Below are 19,484 nucleotides of genomic sequence, written 5' to 3' on the forward strand. Positions count from 1 at the left end.
AAATACAATGAATGCAGACGATCTAGCCGATGATGCTACGCAAATCGCGCCGACAAGAACCATGCGCCAGCCATCGGATGAGGCAGGCGCATTAACGCGCACGCCTGAGCAGGATGCTGACGCCACCGTTCTGGCCCAGCCGACGAAAAAGCCGGTTGCGGTCGACGATGCTACTGTTCTAGCCCGGCCGGCGAAAAAGCCAGCTATGGTTGACGATGATGCCACCGTTCTGACTCAGCCGGCAAAAAGGCCGGTTGCGGCTGATGCTGATGCCGCTGTTCAGGCTACCGCAACTTTCAAGGAGCTTCGTAAGGAAGAGAAATCCGAAGCGCTGAAAACGGGATCGATACTGAACAAGCGCTTCGTGCTCAAGGAAGTGCTCGGCAGCGGCGGCATGGGTACTGTGTTTAGGGCGACCGATTTACGTCGCCAGGAAGCGCAGGACCAGCAGACCGACGTTGCGTTAAAAGTGTTAAACGAAGAATTCAGGGATGATCCGGAACTGTTCATCGCGCTCCAGCGCGAAACGAAGAAATCCCAGATGCTGGCCCATCCCAACATCGTCAGCGTCTATGATTTCGACCGCGACGGCCGCAACATTTTCATGGTCATGGAAATACTGGAAGGCAAGTCGCTTTCTCAATATATCCGTGAAATCGCTCCGCAAGGCGGCATTCCCTTCGATAAAGCCTGGCCGATCATTAAAGGACTGGCGTTGGCATTGGGTTACGCCCACAAAAAGAACATCGTTCATTCGGACTTTAAACCGGGCAATGTCTTTATTACTGACGGCGGCGAAGTCAAAGTGCTGGATTTCGGCATCGCCTGCGCGGCCGTAAGGTCGGACCGCCAGGGCCATGACGATACGGTTTTCAATGCCCGCGACCTAGGGGCACTGACGCCGGCTTACGCCAGTCTGGAAATGTTTGAAAACCAAGATCCCGATCCGCGCGACGATATTTATGCGCTGGCCTGCGTCAGCTATGAACTGCTGGCCGGCAAGCATCCTTTCGGCAAGCTGTCCGCCCAGAAGGCGCTGGAGGTCAATCTTCAGCCGCCGGTCATTCCGGGCTTGAAACGCCGGCAATGGAACGCCCTGACGCACGCCCTGGCGTTGAAAAGAGAGCAGAGAACGGCTTCCATCACGCAATTTCTTGATGAAATAGAGCCCAAATCGCCCTGGCCGAAAGTCCTTGGCGCTGCTGCGATTGTGGCTTTAATCGCGGCGGCGGGCGGTTATGTCTATATTTACCAGAATATGGATGCCGTGCCTGAAGTCGTTGAACTGACTCCGGAGCAGCAACTTCAGATCAAGGACCTGCTCGAACTGGCGCAAATCCATTTTGAAGTCGGCTACATCACCGCGCCATCCGGCAGCAACGCTTTATGGGCTTACCGTCAGGTGCTGGCCATCGATCCCTACAACAAGGAGGCCTTGCAGGGGCTGGAGAAGATCGCCGACCTGATTGAAAAGCAGGCTAACGAGCTGTTTGATCAGCAAAAACTCGATGAAAGCTTGGCAAAAATTGAAGAAGGGCTGGAAGCGCTGCCTAAAAGAGAAAGTCTGTTGGCATTGAAAGAGAAGATATTGCAGATGAAGCGATAGGAGTTTTACCGGCCATGCCGATGGAATTCCTTTGCTTTTTTCCAAAAAGAGGAGCGCAGAAGAAGCAGATTGACCGGCAAAAAACGACCCAACTCGACCTTTCACCACAGTGGCTTGATCGGCGGATTAGTGCCGTATCCCTTGTTGTATGCTGTCATGCTAGGCGTTATACATAAACTTGACCGGCCCCAAATTCAATTTCAAGTTATGATTTGCTCGTCAATATAAGATGATAGGATAGAGGCAATCTCTAAATAGAGTTACGTCTCGGGAGATAACCATAAATGAATCATAAAAAAAATTTTTTTATTACATTTATGAAATTGGCCGGCTCTTACTGGAAATCCAAAAACAGCCTCATAATATGGACAGAAACTGTCCTGATGATTGTACTGACAGTGATGCAGATTGAACTGGCCGTCTATATTACTCAATGGAATGCCGCTCTTTTTGATGCCATTGAACAGCGATCAATGGCTGGCGTAAAAGCCCAGGCCGTCATATTAATTCTGATCTTCATGGGTAGCATAGCGATCGCCACAGTCCATTTAATCGTCAAACGGCGCTTATTGATTGGGTGGCGGACCTGGCTAACCGAAAAAGTCATTGCCAAGTGGATACAACAAGGCCGCCATTATCAGATCACTTTATTATCCCAAAGTGATCATGACAATCCGGACGGCCGCATCGCGGAAGATATTCGTATTGCGACCGAAGACGCTATAGCGCTAAGTCACTCATTGTTTTACTGTTTATTGATGTTGGCGAGCTTTAGCCAAATTCTTTGGGGCATTTCCGGAAAAGTTGTATTTGAGTTCGGAAACGTTTCGATTCCGGTGATGGGGTACCTGGTCTGGATATCGATCAGCTACTCAATCTGCGCTTCGATTTTAGGCTGGTGGATGGGGAAACCGATGACATCGGCCACTCACACAAGACAAACCAGAGAAGCTAATTTCCGGCACAATCTGATCGATATTCAGAATAATTCTCGAGTCATTGCATTGATTCGAGGCGAGGCTAACGAACAAGAGCGGCTGCTTGATTCGTTTCGAGCGATTATCGGGTCCTATGCCGAACAAACAAGCGCCTGGATTCGGATTCAGTTATTTACGTCCGGCTACTCAGTCGCATCCATGGCCTTGCCGATTTTAGTTGCATCGCCGCGTTATATAGCCGGTGCAATTTCATTGGGTATCTTGATTCAGTCCGTCCAGGCCTTTCAGCACATGGTTTCCGCTTTGTCGTGGCCGGTCGATAACATGGCCCAGGTCGCCAAATGGCGAACATCGGTCGAGCGGGTCTTAGGGCTCATGAATGCCCTTGATCATCTGGAGCATGAAATTTTACCGCCGAATCCACATCAGATTCATGTGAATGAAGCCAATGTTTCGGCGCTAACGTTTAATAACGTCAGGCTGGAAGACCTGAAAGGAGAAAAGCTTTCAATCGTTTTCAATGGTGAAATCAAAGCGGGGGAGCATGTGCTGATTTCTGATCGAGCCAACAATGGCCCCAAGCTATTTAAAGCGATTGCCGGTTTATGGCCATGGGGATCCGGCCAGATTGAAGTACCGTCTGGTCAGTCGATATTCTTTATGCCGCCAAAGCCCTACCTTCCAGCAAAGTCGTTATTTGATGCCATTTGCTACCCCAAACCCAAGACAGCGTTTGACCAGGCCGAAGTAGAAAAAAAGCTCGAGCAGGTGGGTCAAAAAGCCCTGATCAACCAATTAGATCAGGTCGACGCTTGGGAAGACGTGTTGTCAAATGAACAGCAGCAGTATTTAGGTATTGTTCGCGCATTATTGCATCGGCCGCAATGGCTCTTCATTCAGGAAGCCCTCGACTCGTTGCCCCCTAATGACGAAGAGAAGATGCTTAAATTATTGGCCCACGAGCTACCTCATGCAGGCATTCTGACGATTACTCATCAGCCGTCCACCCAGGCTTTTTACCAACGCAAGCTCAGGATTTAGAAAGCACTGAGATTACCGATAAAACCGTTGAAAGATTAAGTCTTTTCAGAAAAGACTAACGCAAGCTCAAAGGTTTAAACAATATGTTCCCAATCTACTTTACTTGGCTTCAGTTTTTCTCTTTCCGGTCTAATGTCTGGATTCTTCAATTCCTCAGAACATTGCTTAATATTTTTTGTCTCGTTGACCAGGTAATTTTTAGCCTCTTTGGTATCAAACGCGATGTCTTTTTTCTGTATGGCATCAAGATCGGTATAGGTTGTCTTTCCTACAACTCCCCATAAGGCGAGGATCATTATCACCATAGATAAAAAGGGTGCAGATATCATTGAAAATTTGATGAATCCCAACAATAGATGTCCAGCTATAGCTGCCCCTTTCTGTAAGTATATTTTTCTTATACTCGAGGACACTTCTAAAGAAGCGATAGCAGCATTAATTATCTTTGTGTTCATTTTTGTCTCCTTGAAATGATTTGTCATCTCACCGGATACAAATTGCCAATCTTAATTTTACTCAAATCCCTTGCCAACTATTCCATGTTGGGCAGTTCTTCTTCATCATTAAAAAAAGACGATTCCATCCAATAGGCTTTGATATTGGCAGATTATCCAGGTCCTCATAATCAATCTCTCTATCTATAATCAATCTGATCAATAAAGACAACATTCGTTCATAAGAGAGCCATCTCTCAGACCTGTCCATGCGCCTTTCCTTCATTCCAGCATTATCTCCAAGCCTATGATATAGTTTCTCGTTTGGGCCTGGGCTCAATGGGTCATGCTGCTAGCTGCCTACGTTTTGACAACTATCGCGGCAATAACCGTTGCTTAAGGCTTCATCGACTTGCCGCTTGCAGTATAGGCCGGAGCCTAGATGCATTGCCGTCTAACCCTGCGCGAAAAGTCCCGCAGGCCGGTGAATACAAACGTTGAATGACTGTTTTCAAAGTTTCATCTGACCTTCACTAATAGTTCTTGAAAGACCGTTTTTGGCACATTGTTGCCGATCGCTAAAACTAATAGCCAAGTTGATAAGGCGCAATTCATAGGGCGCAATAGGCGCTAGCCGTATTGCGCCGCATGTTGGCTTCGGCCATTCGGCGCATTACGCCGGCATTGAAAGAGCAGATATTGTGGATGAAGCGATAGGGAATTCCACCGGCTGTGCCGGTGGAATTCCTTTGTAAGCTTTCCTAAAAAGGAATCCTGACACCCAGTTCCAGAATATGATTGGAAATATTGGCTTGCCCCAGGCGCGTTTCATAGCGGAAAAACGCCGACCGGCCTTCAGGCAGGGTGGCGGCAATTGAAGCGCCGAGGTTGAAGTAATCCCGATCAGGGCTGTCGGTCAGCGTCGTGAAATAACCCAAGCCGGCCGGCGCGCTGACAAACTGGGACTGAATGGCGCGCGCACTGTCTTCAAATTGGTGCACCCATTCGAAGCGGGCGCCCGGCGCGAGAATGCCCCAGGGCATGCTGATCGACTGGCTGAACTGGCTGCCCAGCGTCGATGTCAGCGACGAAATGGACTGGTCCGCCACGTTCAGGGCAAAGCCGGCGCCACCCTGTTCGGTGTATTGGTCTATCGTGGTCTCTATATATTCGCCGCGAAGATAAGGGCTGACAAAGAAACTGCCTATGTAAATATCCTTGCCAACTCCCACGCTGCCGCCGTACTGGTCGCCTTCCGGATTGCTGGCTGCGGTGGTGATCATGCCCGGATAGGCGATGCGCCGGTTCATTTCGTAACCATGGATGGCGTAGCTCGCAACCCAGTCGACATAGAAGTCCTGGGGCAGAAAGTAGCTGCCGTAGACGGAAAAGTCGCCTGACTGCGTGGTCATATCGCCGCCGTTGCTGTTGAAATCCGTATTGGTGTGCCCATAACCGGCCGCCATACCCATGATCAAGGCGTCAGTGAACTGATAATCGACACCCAGCATGATACCCTTGGTTTCAAGGTCGAAGCCTTTTTCATTGCGGGTTTTGTTTTTATCGCCGATCTTGATCTGGCCTTTCAGGAAGAAGCCCAGCGGGCTGTCCCTTAACGGCTCATCCCCGGCGGCTCCTCCCAAGGCGTTGTTTAAGGCGTTCTGCGCCATTCTGCCTAACGCCACGTTTTCGCCATCGACATTCATGTTGAAGCCAAGCACGGACAGGCCGCCGTTATTTCGCCTGTTTCTTACCTCGATGATGCGGCCATGGATGATCTGCAGCTGCTGCGAGCCGAAATCGACGGCGGCTGATCCCTGTGCGGCGATTTGCTCAGGAACGATGGCATCGAGAACCTGCCTTTTTTCATCGTTACTCATCCCAGACAGGTACAGCTCATCGCAACGTTGCTTGAATTCGCCAGTCGCTGCCGCGCATGACTGGTCCAGCGCTTCGGCTACCGATCTTTGGTTGGGGGTAAGGTTGTCGATGTCGCTCAGCGACGGCGTGGTATTGGTTATTGTTATATCGACTGCGTCAATGCTGCTGAGCGTCGCGCCTACCGGATTGGACAAGCGGATTGAAAACAATTCATTTTGCTCAGTCGTATCGCTGTCGGCCGTGGTTTCGATCGTGATTGTTTTCGGGCTGGCATCGCCGTCGCTCCAGATCAGCGTGCCTGACTTTTTGGTATAGTCGCTGCCGGCGAGCGCTGACCGGTTTAACGTGACGTAATCAACGCGCACCTCGCCATTAGTGCCCCCGGTTCTTTCCACTGTTACCGTTACCGCATTGCCTTCCGTGACCGTTTCCTGCGCGATGCTGAATCCCGTCGTCGCCGGTGCCGTTTGGTCGGCTATCGTGACCGTCGATTGGCTGGTGCCTAATGTCAGAGCGTTCGTAGGGTTGCTCAGATCGACGGTAAAGGTTTCATTCGGTTCTGTTAAGGCATCGGCATTGATCGGGATGTCGATGGACTTGATGCCGGATTCGCCGTCGGCCCAGCTTAATGTGCCGGCTACGGCTTCGAAATCCTGGCCGGCGATTGCGGTGCCGTTATTAGCGCTAAAGTCAACCGTTACGTTGCCGCTGGCGCCGTTTGAGCGGGTGGCCGATACGGTGACATGGCCGGCACTTTCATTGACGCTGTAAGTTGCGCTGTCGAGATTGACGATGCCGGCGCTGTCATCGTCGAGAATTGTCACGGTTGCGCTGCTGGTGCCCAGGCTGAGGCCGGCGCTGGGATTGCTCAGGGTCAAAGTCAGCGTTTCGTCTTGCTCCACAGCTGAATCAGGCCGTATTGGAATGACAATGGATTTGGTGCCGGATTCGCCGTTATCCCAGTTCAACGTGCCGGATACGGCGTCAAAATCCTGGCCGGCAACCGCCGACCCGTTTGCCGTGGAAAAATTAACCGAAACAGGGGTGTCGGAGCCGTTTGCACGCGTGGCGGTGATGGTGATGCTGCCGCCGCTTTCGCTAATGCTGTAAGAGGCATTATCAAGACTCACAGTGCCGGAGTTGTCGTTATCGGTGATGTTGACGGCGGCAGTGGCATTGCTGGAGATGACTTCCTCAACATTACAGCTTAGATTCTGGAGGCCCAGTTGAATGTCTTCGGAGCTTTCCGGCAAGGTATCATCGATAATATTGAGGTTTACAGTCGTTGAGTACGTTGTTTGCCCCCCGGTAAAGTTAAAGTCGGTCTGAACAGCAAACCCGTCACTCAATGCAAAATCGGTATTTTCAATTGCCGACCCGCCAATGGGAACAACCCTGCCCGACAGACTGCATCCGCCATAATCGTTCGCTTCCTGCGTAATGGTGATGCCTATCTGCGCCGTGCCAGCTGCCTCATCAACAGTATAGGAATTAGGGGTAAAGTCCAATATCCAGGCATCAGCGGAAATCGGCGTCAGAGCCATCATGCTCAAGGCTGTCAATAATATCGGCTTGGAACCATATAACCGCGGCGTCTGAAAGACGGTATTTCGAAAAGGTGATTTTTCAGGGTGAACTGAAGGATGCCTGGGATGTGCCAAGGGTAATTGCATAATGATTTAGCTCCTCAAAAATGACGGGCGGATATGCCTGGCCGCCGGCAGCGTTAGTGTTTTTTATTTATCGCTGGTGAATATAATATTAACAGAATCCTGAATGCTGAGCATGACTTATATAATCCTGGCAATTGAATAAACACTATCCATGAATTAACGATGATTACTGAATATCCGCCTGTGCAGGATCGTCGCCAGCATCTTTCCAAATTGCTTCAAGAAATAAAGATATGTTATTAAAAATTAGCGTTTTTTGGCTGCCATTATTTTCCCGGTTTTAAGGTCATGAGCAAAATAGTCTATGTCTGGGAACTCGGCGGAGGGTATGGCCATATCGGCGCTTTTCTTTCCGTAGCCAGACAATTTCAGCAGCGCGGGCACGAGGTTGTTTTTGTGCTCAAGAATCTTGAACATGCCCATACGTTGCTCGGCAAGTACGGGTTTGCCTATCTTCAGGCGCCGATGCGCTGGCCCGGCAATGCCGCTATGCCGCCCGCGTTGAATTATGCCGGGATTCTGCGCAATGCGGGCTTTCGTGAAGCGGCAGGGCTATTGGCGAGAACGCAGGCCTGGAAAGCGACGATAGCGTGCTTGAGACCGGATCTGCTGCTGTTCGATCATGCGCCGACTGCGCTGCTGGCCGCCCGCGAACTGAAGATCCCGCGCGCCTTGTTCGGCACCGGTTTTTATTCGCCGCCAAGGCTCAGCCCAATGCCCGCTATACGGCCCGGATTGCATGTGTCCGAGAAAGAATTGCTGAACAGCGAGACACAGATCGTGGCGACGATAAATTCGGTTGTGAATCAGCTCGGCGGCCAGCCTCTGGCTGTTCTGGCGGATTTGTTCGAGGCGGAGGAGGATTTTCTCTGCACGTTGCCGGAACTCGATCATTATCAGGGGCGCAAGCAAGGCGTCTATTGGGGACCGGCTTTTTCTTATTCGGAAGGGGATAGGCCCGTGTGGCCTTCCGTGGGCGATAAGCGTATCTTCGCTTATCTGACCAAGGACTATGCCGGCTTGGAGCCGTTGCTGCAGCAATTGCGATCTTCGTCCTGGTCGGTTTTCGCGCATATACCGGGCACGACCCCGGCATTCATTCAAAAATACAGCGGCGCCAATCTGCACATTTCAGCGCAACCGGTGGATATGCGGCAAGCGGCGCAGTGTGGGTTAGTCATTTGCCACGCCGGAGCCGGCACTGCGGCGGCCATGCTGTTGTCCGGCAAACCTTTGCTGATGCTGCCGGTGCATTTGGAACAGTCAATCACGGCAAGAAATATCGCCATGCTCGGCGCCGGCGTATGCATACCGCCGGAGATGAAAAAGCCGAATTATCGTGCCGCGGCTATGGAGATTTTATCCAATGGCAAATATACCAAAACGGCAGAGAAATTTGCCGATAAATACGCCGCGTTTGCTCCCGAAGAACAGGCTGTCCGCATCGTCGATCGCTGCGAGGCGCTGATGCGTTGAAATCAAGGCTTACCCGTTAACGGCTAATGCTGACGCTGGTTTTGCCGAGATTGACGTTGAACGCTTCATTCTGACCCGGCTTCATTTCAACAAAGGCTTTCCATTGCGCCTGGTCGAGATCGCGAAAGGCCGCAAGCACGGCTATATAACGGGCGCCCGCTTGCCGTTCGTGTTTATTGCTGATTTTCTGCCCTGGCCTGACTTCCAGCTCTTCGCGGTATTTGATGTCCTTGCCGATCAGAGCCTGATCGTTCTCATATAAGGCAAAGAAGTCGCTGTTATTGAAAGCTGAAATGCTTTCGAGCTGGTAGATGCGCACCACCAGCGGCGATGCCCTGCCTTCGATGTCCGGATTCAGATCGCTGCCGGCTGCAAGTTTAAGTTCAACCGTGAAGGGAACCGGCGCAGGGGCTGATGTTGCAGCAGAGGGCGGGGCATCATCCTGGAATAAACTGCATCCGCTTAAAGCGAGCATACTGCAGATAATCAGGCCGGGCAGCGCATTAGCGCGCATGAAACTGTTGGTGCTAAACACGATTAAACCTCAAATCCATAATGAACAGTTCGATTGAAGTCCGCCCTGATTACAAAGTGGATGAATTTGCAATGCTTACGAACGGAAAAATAAAGAGTAAAACGCGCCCGATTCTAGCGATAAAGCGACAGGCCCGCAAGATTTTGCTGAGTGATATTGATGAGCGCAAGCTGTCTTTTCAATGGCCGATGACGGGCAGCTTCAATCGGGTCGGTTCGAAAAATTAGAAATATTCACAATTCACGATGTATATTAATACTCAAAAGGAGTTCTTTAATCATTTACGGTTAAAGATTTTATAAAATGGAAGCAATAATAAAGTAGGGTGGATATGTCGCTATTGCTAAAAATAATATCACTCAAGGGGCAACCCTTTAATGCCGGCACAGAAGCTGTTTTTGACAGGCATGGAGGAACAATCGGCCGTGCCGACGAAAATACCCTGGTCCTGCCTGACCCTGAAAAGTTTGTGTCCAGACGTCATGCCTCCATCTCGTTCGAGAACGGCCATTATCTGATCAGGGATTCCAGTTTGAGCGGCACCTACATCGACGACCAGGAGCCGCCGCTTAATGACGGTACCCAGACCTTGATCGACGGTATGCGCCTGAGGATAGGCGAATATGAAATCCTGGTTTCGATTACGCCGGAGCAGCAACCGGACGATTTCGCCTTGGGGCCTGATCTGTTCGCTTCGCCTTTTGAGGCTGTTCCTGCCGCCAAAAGTCCTGTTTACGCACCTAGTCCTTTTGCATCGGCGGACGACATCTTTAATAGTTCATCTCATGGCGATCCCCATCTGGATGCGTTTCTTCGCGATACTGATGCCGCGCCTTTTCCGGCCCATGACGCATTGCTGAATCCCGATCATGACAAAGGTCAGCCGGGTTTCGAAGGGCTTATGCAGGCCAATATTTCCTCGATTCATGACAGCTTCATTCCGCCTGCGCCGGCCGGGGATCCGCAAAGCGGCAATGAAATTCCCGATGACTTTAATTTTGAGGAATTATTCAATACCGGGACAGATGCGCAGGCCGATGATCACAGTTGGTTTCAGGGTTTCGAACCGGAGGTTGTACAAGATTTGCCGCCGGTAACGGCAGAAGCAGAACCGGCGCCCGAGCAGGCAAACAGCAAATTACTGGAGCCGGACACGCCTGTATCCATCGACTCGGTACCGGTTGCGGCGGATTTCGGCTTTCAGGGATTTGAACCGGTTGAACAGGAATTGCTGCTGGAAACTGAACTGATGCCCGATGATGGTGCGGTCGGTAAAGAGCCGGAACTGGAAATGCCGACGTTGAATGATGCGGTTCCGGTTGCCGTGACTCCGATACCGGAGGCGCCGGCCGCTCCGGTACAGGCTCAGCCCATTAATCAAACCGTGGCTTCGAATGCGCTGTTTAACGCATTTTTACAGGGCGCCGGGCTCGAAGACAAGGCGCTGCAAGCGCAAGCCGCGCCGGAAACCATGCACAGGATCGGCTTGATGTTCAGAAAGCTGGTCGAAGGCACCGTGGCGGTATTGAGAAGCCGTGCAGAGTTTAAGAGCCAGTTCCGCGTCAGTATGACGACCATTAAAACAACGAATAACAATCCGCTAAAATTTGCCGTGACGACCGAGGATGCGCTGACGCATCTGGTCAAAAACGGGCAGGGCGGTTTCAAGGAGCCGGTCGAGGCGATTGATGAAGGCTTCAACGATATCATGAGTCATCAGATGGCCATGCAGGCCGGCATTCAAGCATCGCTGGCGCAAATTTTAAGGCAGTTCGATCCGAAGCTGATTGAAAAACAGTATGAGGAAGGGCTGGTTCTGCAGAAAAAATCAAAATGCTGGGACAAATACAGCGCTCTCTATCCGCGCGTGGTCGAGCAGGCGATGGAGGATTTTTTCGGAGATGCTTTTGCCGAAGCCTATGAAAAACAAATGAAGCAGTTGAGCAATCTACGGACAGACAAATAAAATAACAATATTCCAAATTCAGGCTTTTTGGGTATGATATTTGCAGTTCAGTGCGGGGGGCACGATAAATAATGTCAGAAAACAACAGGGTAATCTGGTCGCAGGGGATGTTCCTGCGTCCGCAACATTTTCAGCAGCATGACCGCTACATCGAAGCTTTGGTGCGGGGGCGGTGCGGTACAGGCCGGGTTTATGACTGGGGCGTGGCAAGGCTGAAGATTGACCAGCGGCAATTGGCGATGGGCAAGTTTGCACTGGCTGAATGCAGCGGTATTTTTCCTGACGGTACGCCTTTTAACCTGCCCGCCGACGATGAGCTGCCTCAGCCTATCGATATTCCGTCCGACGTGCAAAACAGCATTATCTATCTCTCCCTGCCGGCGCGCCTTGAAGGCTCCATTGAAGTCGACAGCGCCGAAAAGCCCAGTAATATGGCGCGTTATCATGCCGTTGAAGCGGATGTCAGGGATCACAATACCAACAGCAACGAAGTCTCGGCGTTGATGATAGGCCGGCTGCATACCAGCCTGATGCTGGAAAGACAGGAGCGCGCCGGGCACATCTGCATCGGTGTGGCTCGGGTCATCGAATCCCGCGCCGACAAAAATGTGATTCTTGACGAAGAGTTTATCCCTCCCAGTCTCGATTGCCTTGCAAATCCCAAGATCAGCGGGTTTATCAAGGAAATCTGCGGTTTATTGCACACCCGGGGAGAAGCATTAGCCGGACGGGCATCGGAAGCGGGGCGCGGAGGCGTTTCGGAAATATCTGATTTTTTACTGTTGCAGGTCGTCAACCGGCTGGAGCCGCTTTTCGAGCATCTGCAGAACCTACCTGGCATGCATCCCGAGGATTTCTACCGTATCGCGCTGCAGGTGGCCGGCGAACTGTCGACTTTCTCCAAAACCCAGAAGCGCCCGGTCAGTTTTCCCGTCTACAAACATGACAATCTGCAGCTGACTTTCAGTTACGTGATCGATGAAATCCGCGACTGCCTGAGCCTGGTGCTGGAGCAGAACGCCATACCGATTCCGCTGACGCCGCCCAAATACGGTACGCGTGCGGCCAAAATCCCCGATTACAATTTGCTGAAAGATGCCTTCTTCGTGTTGGCTGTGAATGCGCAGGTGCCGGTTGACATGCTGCGCAGCCAGTTCCCGACCCAGGTCAAAATCGGTCCGGTAGAACAGATTCAACAACTGGTCAGGTCGGCGCTGCCCGGTATCGCGGTGCATCCGCTGCCGGTTGCGCCCAGGCAGATTCCCTATCATGCGGGGTTCTCGTATTTCGAGCTGAGCAAGCAGGGTGATTTTTGGCAGCAAATGCACAAGTCCGGCGGCTTCGCCATTCATATCGCAGGCGAATTTCCGGGTCTTGAACTAGAATTTTGGGCAATTAAAAACGGGTAACACAGCGTGAATCAAGGCGATCCTTTCGGCAATTATCTGGATGACGACAAAACTGTTTTGAAGCCCTCGCCGGGTCTGCGAAAAAAACCGTCTTCGGAATCCTTGCAACAGCCTGCGGCGCCGGTTTTTGCGCCAGCCGCCGAAGTTTTACCGCAGCAGATCAATCTGCAGTCCGGCGATAATCCGCTGGCCGGCAGCGCCATGGCGCTATTGTCGCTGGTGGTGCAGCTGCGCAACTCCGTATCTCATGCCGACGTGCCAGGACTCAGGAACAAGCTGATCAGCGAGGTCAAAACCTTCGAGGCCAAGTCCTTGCAGGCAGGCTGCCCGCCCGAGCACGTGCAGGCTGCGCGTTACGCGCTGTGCTCGTTGCTCGATGAAGCGATACTCAACACGCCATGGGGCTGCAATAGTATCTGGACCACGCAAAACCTGCTGGTTACCTTCCACAAGGAAGCCTGGGGCGGCGAGAAGTTTTTCCAGATCCTGCAGAACCTGGTTGCGCAGCCGGGAACCTATCTTTATCTGCTGGAACTTTTCTATTTCTGCTTGAGCTTGGGGTTTGAAGGCAAGTACCGTGTCCAGGAACACGGCCTGACGCGGCTCGAAGAGGTGCGCGAGAATCTGTATCTGGTCATTCGCAGGCAAAGAGGCGACTTCGACAAAGAACTGTCGCCGCACTGGCGCGGCATTACCGACAAGCGTAATGCGCTGGCCAAATATGTGCCCTTGTGGGTTGTGGCTTCGGTGGCGGGTTTCGCGCTGATGCTGGTATTTTTGGGTTTTCTGTATGCCGTGAATCAGGCATCCAATCCGTTGCTGAGCCAGTTGTACAAAATCAAGGATGATCTCGATGTTAAACCTACCTTGGCCGTTAACAAACCCGCGCCTGCAGCGCCGGTCAGAAACATACTCGACGATCTCAGAGCGTTTCTGGCGCCTGAAATCCAGCAGCATAAAGTCACTGTGGATCAGGTTAACGGCAAGACCGTGATCAGAATCATGGCCAAGAGCTTTTTCGCTTCCGGCAGCGACCAGATCCAGGCCGAATATTATCCGCTGCTGGAAAAAATAGCCCAGGCGCTGACGACCATCACCGATCCCATCAGCGTGGTCGGACATACCGACAATGTACCTATTTTCACGGCGCGCTTTCCTTCTAACTGGGATTTATCCAGTGCAAGGGCAAAAACAGTGGCGGCGTTTTTAAGCGGCCACGGTCAGTTCAGCCACCCCATTGCATCGGAAGGACGCGCGGATACGCAAAGTCTGGCGCCTAACGATAGTCCCGAACACCGGGCCATGAATCGGCGTATAGAAATCAATTTTTAAGAATTTTAAGGTTAATCGTGAAAAAAATTATCGATTTCTTCAAGAGAAAATGGGTGATACAGCTCATTGGTATCATCGCGCTGAGCCTGGTGTTATGGTTTTTCGGTCCGCTGATTGCGATAGGCGGCAATGTACCGCTCGAAACCGAGGTTTCACGCCTGATCGCCATACTGATCCTTGTCGTGCTGTGGGGCGCCAATAACCTGTTCACTCAGGTCAGAGCCAGCCGCGCCAATGCGCAGATGGTCAACGAACTGGTGGACAGCAGGATAGCCGCTCCGTTACAGGTCAATCATGAGTCGGACGAAGAGATCGGCATGCTCGGGCAAAACTTCGATGCGGCCTTGCAAACATTGAAACAGATGAAAAGCAAGTCGTCGCACGGCAGACAATATCTGTACGAGCTGCCCTGGTACATTATTATAGGACCGCCGGGTTCCGGCAAAACGACGGCTTTGATCAATTCCGGCCTGGAATTTCCATTGTCTGACCGTTTCGGCAAAAGCGCCATCCAAGGCGTCGGCGGCACGCGCAATTGCGACTGGTGGTTCACCGACCAGGCGGTGCTGCTCGATACGGCGGGCCGCTACACGACCCAGGACAGCCATGAAGCCGTCGATAAGGCGGCCTGGTTCGGGTTCCTGGACCTGTTGAAAAAATACAGGCCGCGCCGGCCCGTCAACGGCGTTCTGGTTGCCATGAGCCTGTCCGACCTGCTTCGGCAGACGGAAGAAGAGCGCATGCTGCACGCGCTCGCCATACGGCAGCGGATTCAGGAATTGAATGAGCAACTCGGCATCCGCATCCCGATTTATATGTTGTTCACCAAAACGGATCTGATTGCGGGTTTTACGGACTTTTTCGCCGATTTCGGCCAGGATGAGCGCGCCCAGATATGGGGCGTAACGTTTCCTGAAGAAAATGAAGAACATCCGGCCGATGTCATCGCCCGAGTCGGGCAGGACTTCGAGGATTTGCTGACGCGCCTGAACAGCCGCATGCAAAAGCGCCTGCAGGAGGAGAGAGATCTTCAGCGCCGCAATCTGATTTTCGGCTTTCCGCAACGCATGTCGTTACTGAAAGAGCCCATGCTCAGTTTCCTGCAGCAGTGCTTCGGCATCAACCGCTACCAGGCGCCCTCGCTGCTGCGCGGCGTTTATTTCACCAGCGGCACGCAGGAAGGCACGCCGATCGATCGGTTAATGGGCATACTGGCGACTACATTCAAGCTCGACCGCTTTTCGGCGCCGGTGTTCAGCGGCAAGGGCAAAAGCTATTTTCTGACGCGCCTTCTTAAAGAAGTCATCTTCGGCGAGGCCGAAATCGCCGGTTTGAACCAGCGCGTGGAGCAACGCCGTTCGCTGATGCAAAAATTGTCTTACGGGGCGGCCATTGCGCTGACTATCGGCATGGCGGCTTTATGGTCGACCAGTTTTACACGCAATAAACTGGCTATTGCCGACGTGCAGGCGAAAAACGATCTCTACGAAAAAACGCTTGCCGACACACCTGAGTGGAAAAGCGATTTCGCCGCCTTATTGAAACAAATGGATGCGCTTTATGCCGTGCACGCCGTTTATGCCGACGACGCGCCGTGGTCCATGCAGTTCGGGCTTTACCAGGGCGACAAGCTCAGGCCGCTGGTCGACAGCGCTTATGGCAAGCAACTGTCGAACCGTTTCCTGCCGCTCATCAAGGCCAGGCTGGAACAGCGCCTGGTCAGCGAGGAAGCCAAAAACCCGGAGATTTTGTATGAACTGCTGCGCGTTTATTTGATGCTCGGCAACCCGGAGAAAATGGATGCCAGGATTTTTCGGCCCTGGATCGCACTGGACTGGGAAAACAATTACCCTCAGACTGTGCAGCAAGGCTTGCTGGTGCATCTGGACAATCTGCTGAAATTGCCGATGGAGGCCCAGCCTCTGGATGATCAGTTGGTTGCAGGCACCCGGCAGATATTGACGCAAATACCGGTCGCGCAGCAGGTTTACATGCGCATCAAGCGTGAGGCATTGCAGCGGCATGATTATGACTTCAAGCTGATCGATGCTCTGGGTTTAAGCGGAAACCGCGTTTTTTCGACCGCCAGCGGCACACTGGAAGAACAGTTGATTCCCGGCTTTTTTACCTATGACGGTTTCTATCAGATTTTTCTGAAAGAAAGCAAGGATCTGGCCAAGCAGGCGGTTGAGCAGCAGTGGGTGCTCGGCGAGGACAACATGGCCGGGGTACAGGATTCTGCGGATCTGGAAGCCAAGCTGCGCAATTATTATTTCATCGATTTCATCAAGCGTTGGGACGATTTGCTGAATAATTTGAACATCAGGGCGACGGCCAATATACAGCAATCCATAGAAGTGCTGGAGATAGTCTCCGGCGGCGATTCGCCTTTGCGTAAACTGCTGCAGGCGCTGGATCAACAGACATCGCTGACCCGCGCCCCGGCCGACGCCGGTGGCCTGGATAAGCTGAAACAGGGCGCTGAAGCCGCAACAGGCGGCGATGCGCGCATGCAAAAGCTGCTGAATGCCGCCAAAGTGGCCGGCGTGACTGGCGAATCCTCGGCCGGTTCGGGTCAGGAAGTCGAGCGCCATTTTGAAAGGCTGACCGCCCAGATCAGGAATATCGGCGGTGCCGTGGCGATCGATCAGGTGATTGCCGACCTGGGGCAGCTTTACGGCTATATGGCTGATCTGGGCAGCACATCCGATGCTTCCGCCGCTGTCAACTTGGCCTTGCAGCGCAGTTCCGGAGGCGGCAATGACATCATTGCGCAGATTAATCTGCATTCGGCACGGCTGCCGGACCCTTTGCAAGGCTGGGTCAGGACCTTGGCTTCGGGAAACTGGGGCATTATTCTGGGCGGCGCTAAGGCCCAGCTGAACCGCAGCCTGCAAAGCGAAGTGGCCACGGTTTGCAAAAGCGCGCTGGAAGGGCGCTATCCGCTGTCAAAAGCCAGCCGCACCGATATTACGCTGCAGGATTTCGGCAAGTTCTTTGCGCCTAACGGCGTTCTCGACCAGTTTTTCAATACCCATCTGAAACCGTTTGTCGACACCAGCGGCATGCAATGGAGGCTGATTGCCCAGGACAACAAGTCGATCGGCATATCGTCGGGCGTTCTGAGCCAGTTCCAGAATGCGGCAAAAATACGCGACGTATTTTTCCAGAGCGGCGGACAGTTGCCGGCTATCACGTTTGAGCTCAAGCCGCTGCAACTCGATTCGAATGCATCGCGCTTCTGGATCGATATGGGCGGCCAGCAGACCGATTATCGCCACGGTCCGGCGCGGGCGACGCAGTTCCAATGGCCGGGTACGGGCGGAGGCTTGGTCCGGTACGGTTTCGAAAAGCCGGACGGCAAGCTGGTCAGTCGCTCGGAAGAGGGCGCATGGGCGCTGTTCAGGGTACTTGATAAGGCTGATATACAGAAATCGACGCAGGACAGTTATATCGTGACCTTCGCTATTGAAGGACTGACGGCAAAATACGAGTTGAGAGCCAACAGCGTATTCAATCCGTTTGCATTTGATGCCTTAAAGAGCTTTCGCTGCATCGCCGGAATATGACCGTGGAAAACCTGTCCATTCCTGGATTTTATGGAAAATTACCGGTGCTGGGCGATTTTGTTTCGCGCCGGCTTTCGCGCGAGTTTATCAATCCTTGGGATAAATGGCTGCAGAGCGCCATGGCGGCGAGCCAGCAGCAGCTTGTCGAGAACTGGCTGAAGGCTTACTTATCGAGCCCGGTCTGGCGCTTTGCATTAAGCCCGGGGCTGTGCGGCAATACCGGTTGGCTCGGTGTGCTGATGCCCAGCGTTGACCGGGTCGGGCGTTATTTTCCGTTGACGCTGGCGTTGCCTGTATCGGCAGACATCAATTTGCCCGATGTGTTCATAGCCAATAACGCCTGGTTTGCGGAAGTCGAATCGATTGCGTTGACGGCGCTGGAAGATAATCTCGACCTGAACGGTTTCGATAATCTGCTGGCCAGTATCCCTGCCTTAGTAAGGCCTGAAGCCCGATTCGCCGATCGAACCCTGCATAGGGATGCCGGTGCCGCCAAAAACGCCATCTGTATAAGCATTGATCATGCGGGACCGGCCGAGGAAGCGTTAGCGGATTTGCACACTAATTTGTTCGATGTATTTACATCCGGCTACAGTTTGTGGGCCACGCTCGGCTCCGATCATATCAAGCCTTTTTTACTGGGCTGTGAAGGCTTGCCGCCGGTGAGTGCGTTTGTCAGCCTGCTCTCCGGCCATATGTCAGACCGAGGCTGGCAGCTTGATAAAACCACTTTGTCAAATGTTGCCGAAGGCATTGATCCGGATAAGACGCAGCCGCGCAGGTGTATTAATAATCAGCCGGACAGCAGTGGATCTGAAGCCGGGCAGGATGAGCAGAATCTAAAGTGGCGATCTTTTGCCATAACCGACGTAGGCATGCGTCGGAAATGTAATGAGGATGCGATATTGGACCGGCCACAGGCGGGCATATGGGCTGTTGCGGATGGCATGGGCGGACACCAGGCCGGCGATGTGGCGAGCCAGATGATTGTTGAATCCCTGGGCAAGCTGGAATTCTCAGGCGACCTGGATTCAGCCATAAAAAAAACCGGCGCCTGCCTGAAACAGGTCAATGATGATCTGCGCGACCTGGCGGAAAGCCGGTTCGGCAATCAAATCGTGGGCAGCACGGTTGTGGTGTTGCTGGCGGGCGATAAGCAATTTGCTTACCTGTGGGCTGGCGATAGCCGTCTCTATCGGTTGAGGAACAAGCAGTTGCAACAATTGACCGTAGATCATTGCGAAGACCAGGAATATCCGGAAAGCAGCCTGATGCCGGCCGATAGGCCTCTGAAACAGACCAATGTCATCACCCGCGCTATTGGGGCTGATGATGATTTACAGTTGGATTCCGGAACTGCTGATGTACAGTCGGGCGATATTTATCTGCTTTGCAGCGATGGGTTGGATAAAGAGGTGAGCTTTCAGGAGATTGAGGCGATTTTGAATGCCCATAATCGTGAAGCCAGCGTACAGGCTTTGATTGACTTGACGCTGCGGCGAGGAGCTCGCGACAATGTTTCGGTTGTGGCCGTCGAAATTTCATAGATTAAAGCACGTCATTGAGTTTTAGAGTTCTTGATGATGTGATAGAGTTTGCAGTTATAATAAAAAATAAGGGGGCA

Annotated in this window: 12 protein-coding genes; 9 read left to right on the plus strand and 3 right to left on the minus strand. The window is 52.5% G+C overall.

Annotation, left to right across the window (positions count from 1 at the left end; translation table 11 throughout):
• Positions 1-7 precede the first annotated feature (7 nt).
• Together ACTNE6_RS10015 and ACTNE6_RS10020 are read left to right on the plus strand one after the other, a co-directional pair.
• The gene (locus ACTNE6_RS10015; RefSeq protein ID WP_442499590.1) at positions 8-1,606 is read left to right on the plus strand and encodes a serine/threonine-protein kinase; all 1,599 of its coding nucleotides are present in this window, start codon (positions 8-10) and stop codon (positions 1,604-1,606) included.
• 317 nt (positions 1,607-1,923) lie between these two features.
• Positions 1,924-3,585, plus strand: a complete 1,662-nt coding sequence (locus ACTNE6_RS10020; RefSeq protein ID WP_442499687.1) for an ABC transporter ATP-binding protein/permease — start codon at positions 1,924-1,926, stop codon at positions 3,583-3,585.
• A 74-nt stretch (positions 3,586-3,659) separates the two neighbouring features.
• On the opposite strand, the gene ACTNE6_RS10025 is transcribed toward ACTNE6_RS10020, so the two are convergent.
• Together ACTNE6_RS10025 and ACTNE6_RS10030 are read right to left on the minus strand one after the other, a co-directional pair.
• Positions 3,660-4,040 (minus strand): hypothetical protein, encoded by a 381-nt coding sequence (locus ACTNE6_RS10025; RefSeq protein WP_442499591.1) that lies wholly within the window; start codon positions 4,038-4,040, stop codon positions 3,660-3,662.
• A gap of 740 nt (positions 4,041-4,780) precedes the next feature.
• Complete coding sequence (locus ACTNE6_RS10030; protein WP_442499592.1) at positions 4,781-7,573, minus strand: Calx-beta domain-containing protein; 2,793 nt, start codon at positions 7,571-7,573, stop codon at positions 4,781-4,783.
• 288 nt (positions 7,574-7,861) lie between these two features.
• Between ACTNE6_RS10030 and ACTNE6_RS10035 the strand changes: the two genes are divergently transcribed.
• Positions 7,862-9,049, plus strand: a complete 1,188-nt coding sequence (locus tag ACTNE6_RS10035; protein WP_442499593.1) for a glycosyltransferase — start codon at positions 7,862-7,864, stop codon at positions 9,047-9,049.
• A gap of 16 nt (positions 9,050-9,065) precedes the next feature.
• On the opposite strand, the gene tssJ is transcribed toward ACTNE6_RS10035, so the two are convergent.
• Complete coding sequence (gene tssJ / locus ACTNE6_RS10040) at positions 9,066-9,584, minus strand: type VI secretion system lipoprotein TssJ (RefSeq protein ID WP_434485303.1); 519 nt, start codon at positions 9,582-9,584, stop codon at positions 9,066-9,068.
• A 56-nt stretch (positions 9,585-9,640) separates the two neighbouring features.
• Between tssJ and ACTNE6_RS10045 the strand changes: the two genes are divergently transcribed.
• From ACTNE6_RS10045 to tagF, 6 genes are all read left to right on the plus strand, one after another.
• Positions 9,641-9,811: a hypothetical protein gene (locus tag ACTNE6_RS10045; RefSeq protein ID WP_442499594.1), complete on the plus strand. Its 171-nt coding sequence runs from the start codon at positions 9,641-9,643 to the stop codon at positions 9,809-9,811.
• 104 nt (positions 9,812-9,915) lie between these two features.
• The gene (gene tagH, locus ACTNE6_RS10050) at positions 9,916-11,550 is read left to right on the plus strand and encodes a type VI secretion system-associated FHA domain protein TagH (protein ID WP_442499595.1); all 1,635 of its coding nucleotides are present in this window, start codon (positions 9,916-9,918) and stop codon (positions 11,548-11,550) included.
• 71 nt (positions 11,551-11,621) lie between these two features.
• Positions 11,622-12,959, plus strand: a complete 1,338-nt coding sequence (gene tssK, locus ACTNE6_RS10055; protein ID WP_194970909.1) for a type VI secretion system baseplate subunit TssK — start codon at positions 11,622-11,624, stop codon at positions 12,957-12,959.
• A 6-nt stretch (positions 12,960-12,965) separates the two neighbouring features.
• A complete protein-coding gene (gene icmH / locus ACTNE6_RS10060; RefSeq protein ID WP_442499596.1) occupies positions 12,966-14,291 on the plus strand; it encodes a type IVB secretion system protein IcmH/DotU in 1,326 nt (441 codons plus the stop codon).
• Between the two features lie 17 nt (positions 14,292-14,308).
• Positions 14,309-17,860 carry a type VI secretion system membrane subunit TssM gene (tssM, locus tag ACTNE6_RS10065; RefSeq protein ID WP_442499597.1) on the plus strand — a complete coding sequence of 1,184 codons (3,552 nt, stop codon included), beginning with the start codon at positions 14,309-14,311 and terminating at the stop codon, positions 17,858-17,860.
• 2 nt (positions 17,861-17,862) lie between these two features.
• Complete coding sequence (tagF, locus tag ACTNE6_RS10070; protein ID WP_442499598.1) at positions 17,863-19,407, plus strand: type VI secretion system-associated protein TagF; 1,545 nt, start codon at positions 17,863-17,865, stop codon at positions 19,405-19,407.
• Positions 19,408-19,484 lie beyond the last annotated feature (77 nt).

Source organism: Methylobacter sp. sgz302048, assembly GCF_052162025.1.
Taxonomy (GTDB): Bacteria; Pseudomonadota; Gammaproteobacteria; order Methylococcales; family Methylomonadaceae; genus Methylobacter.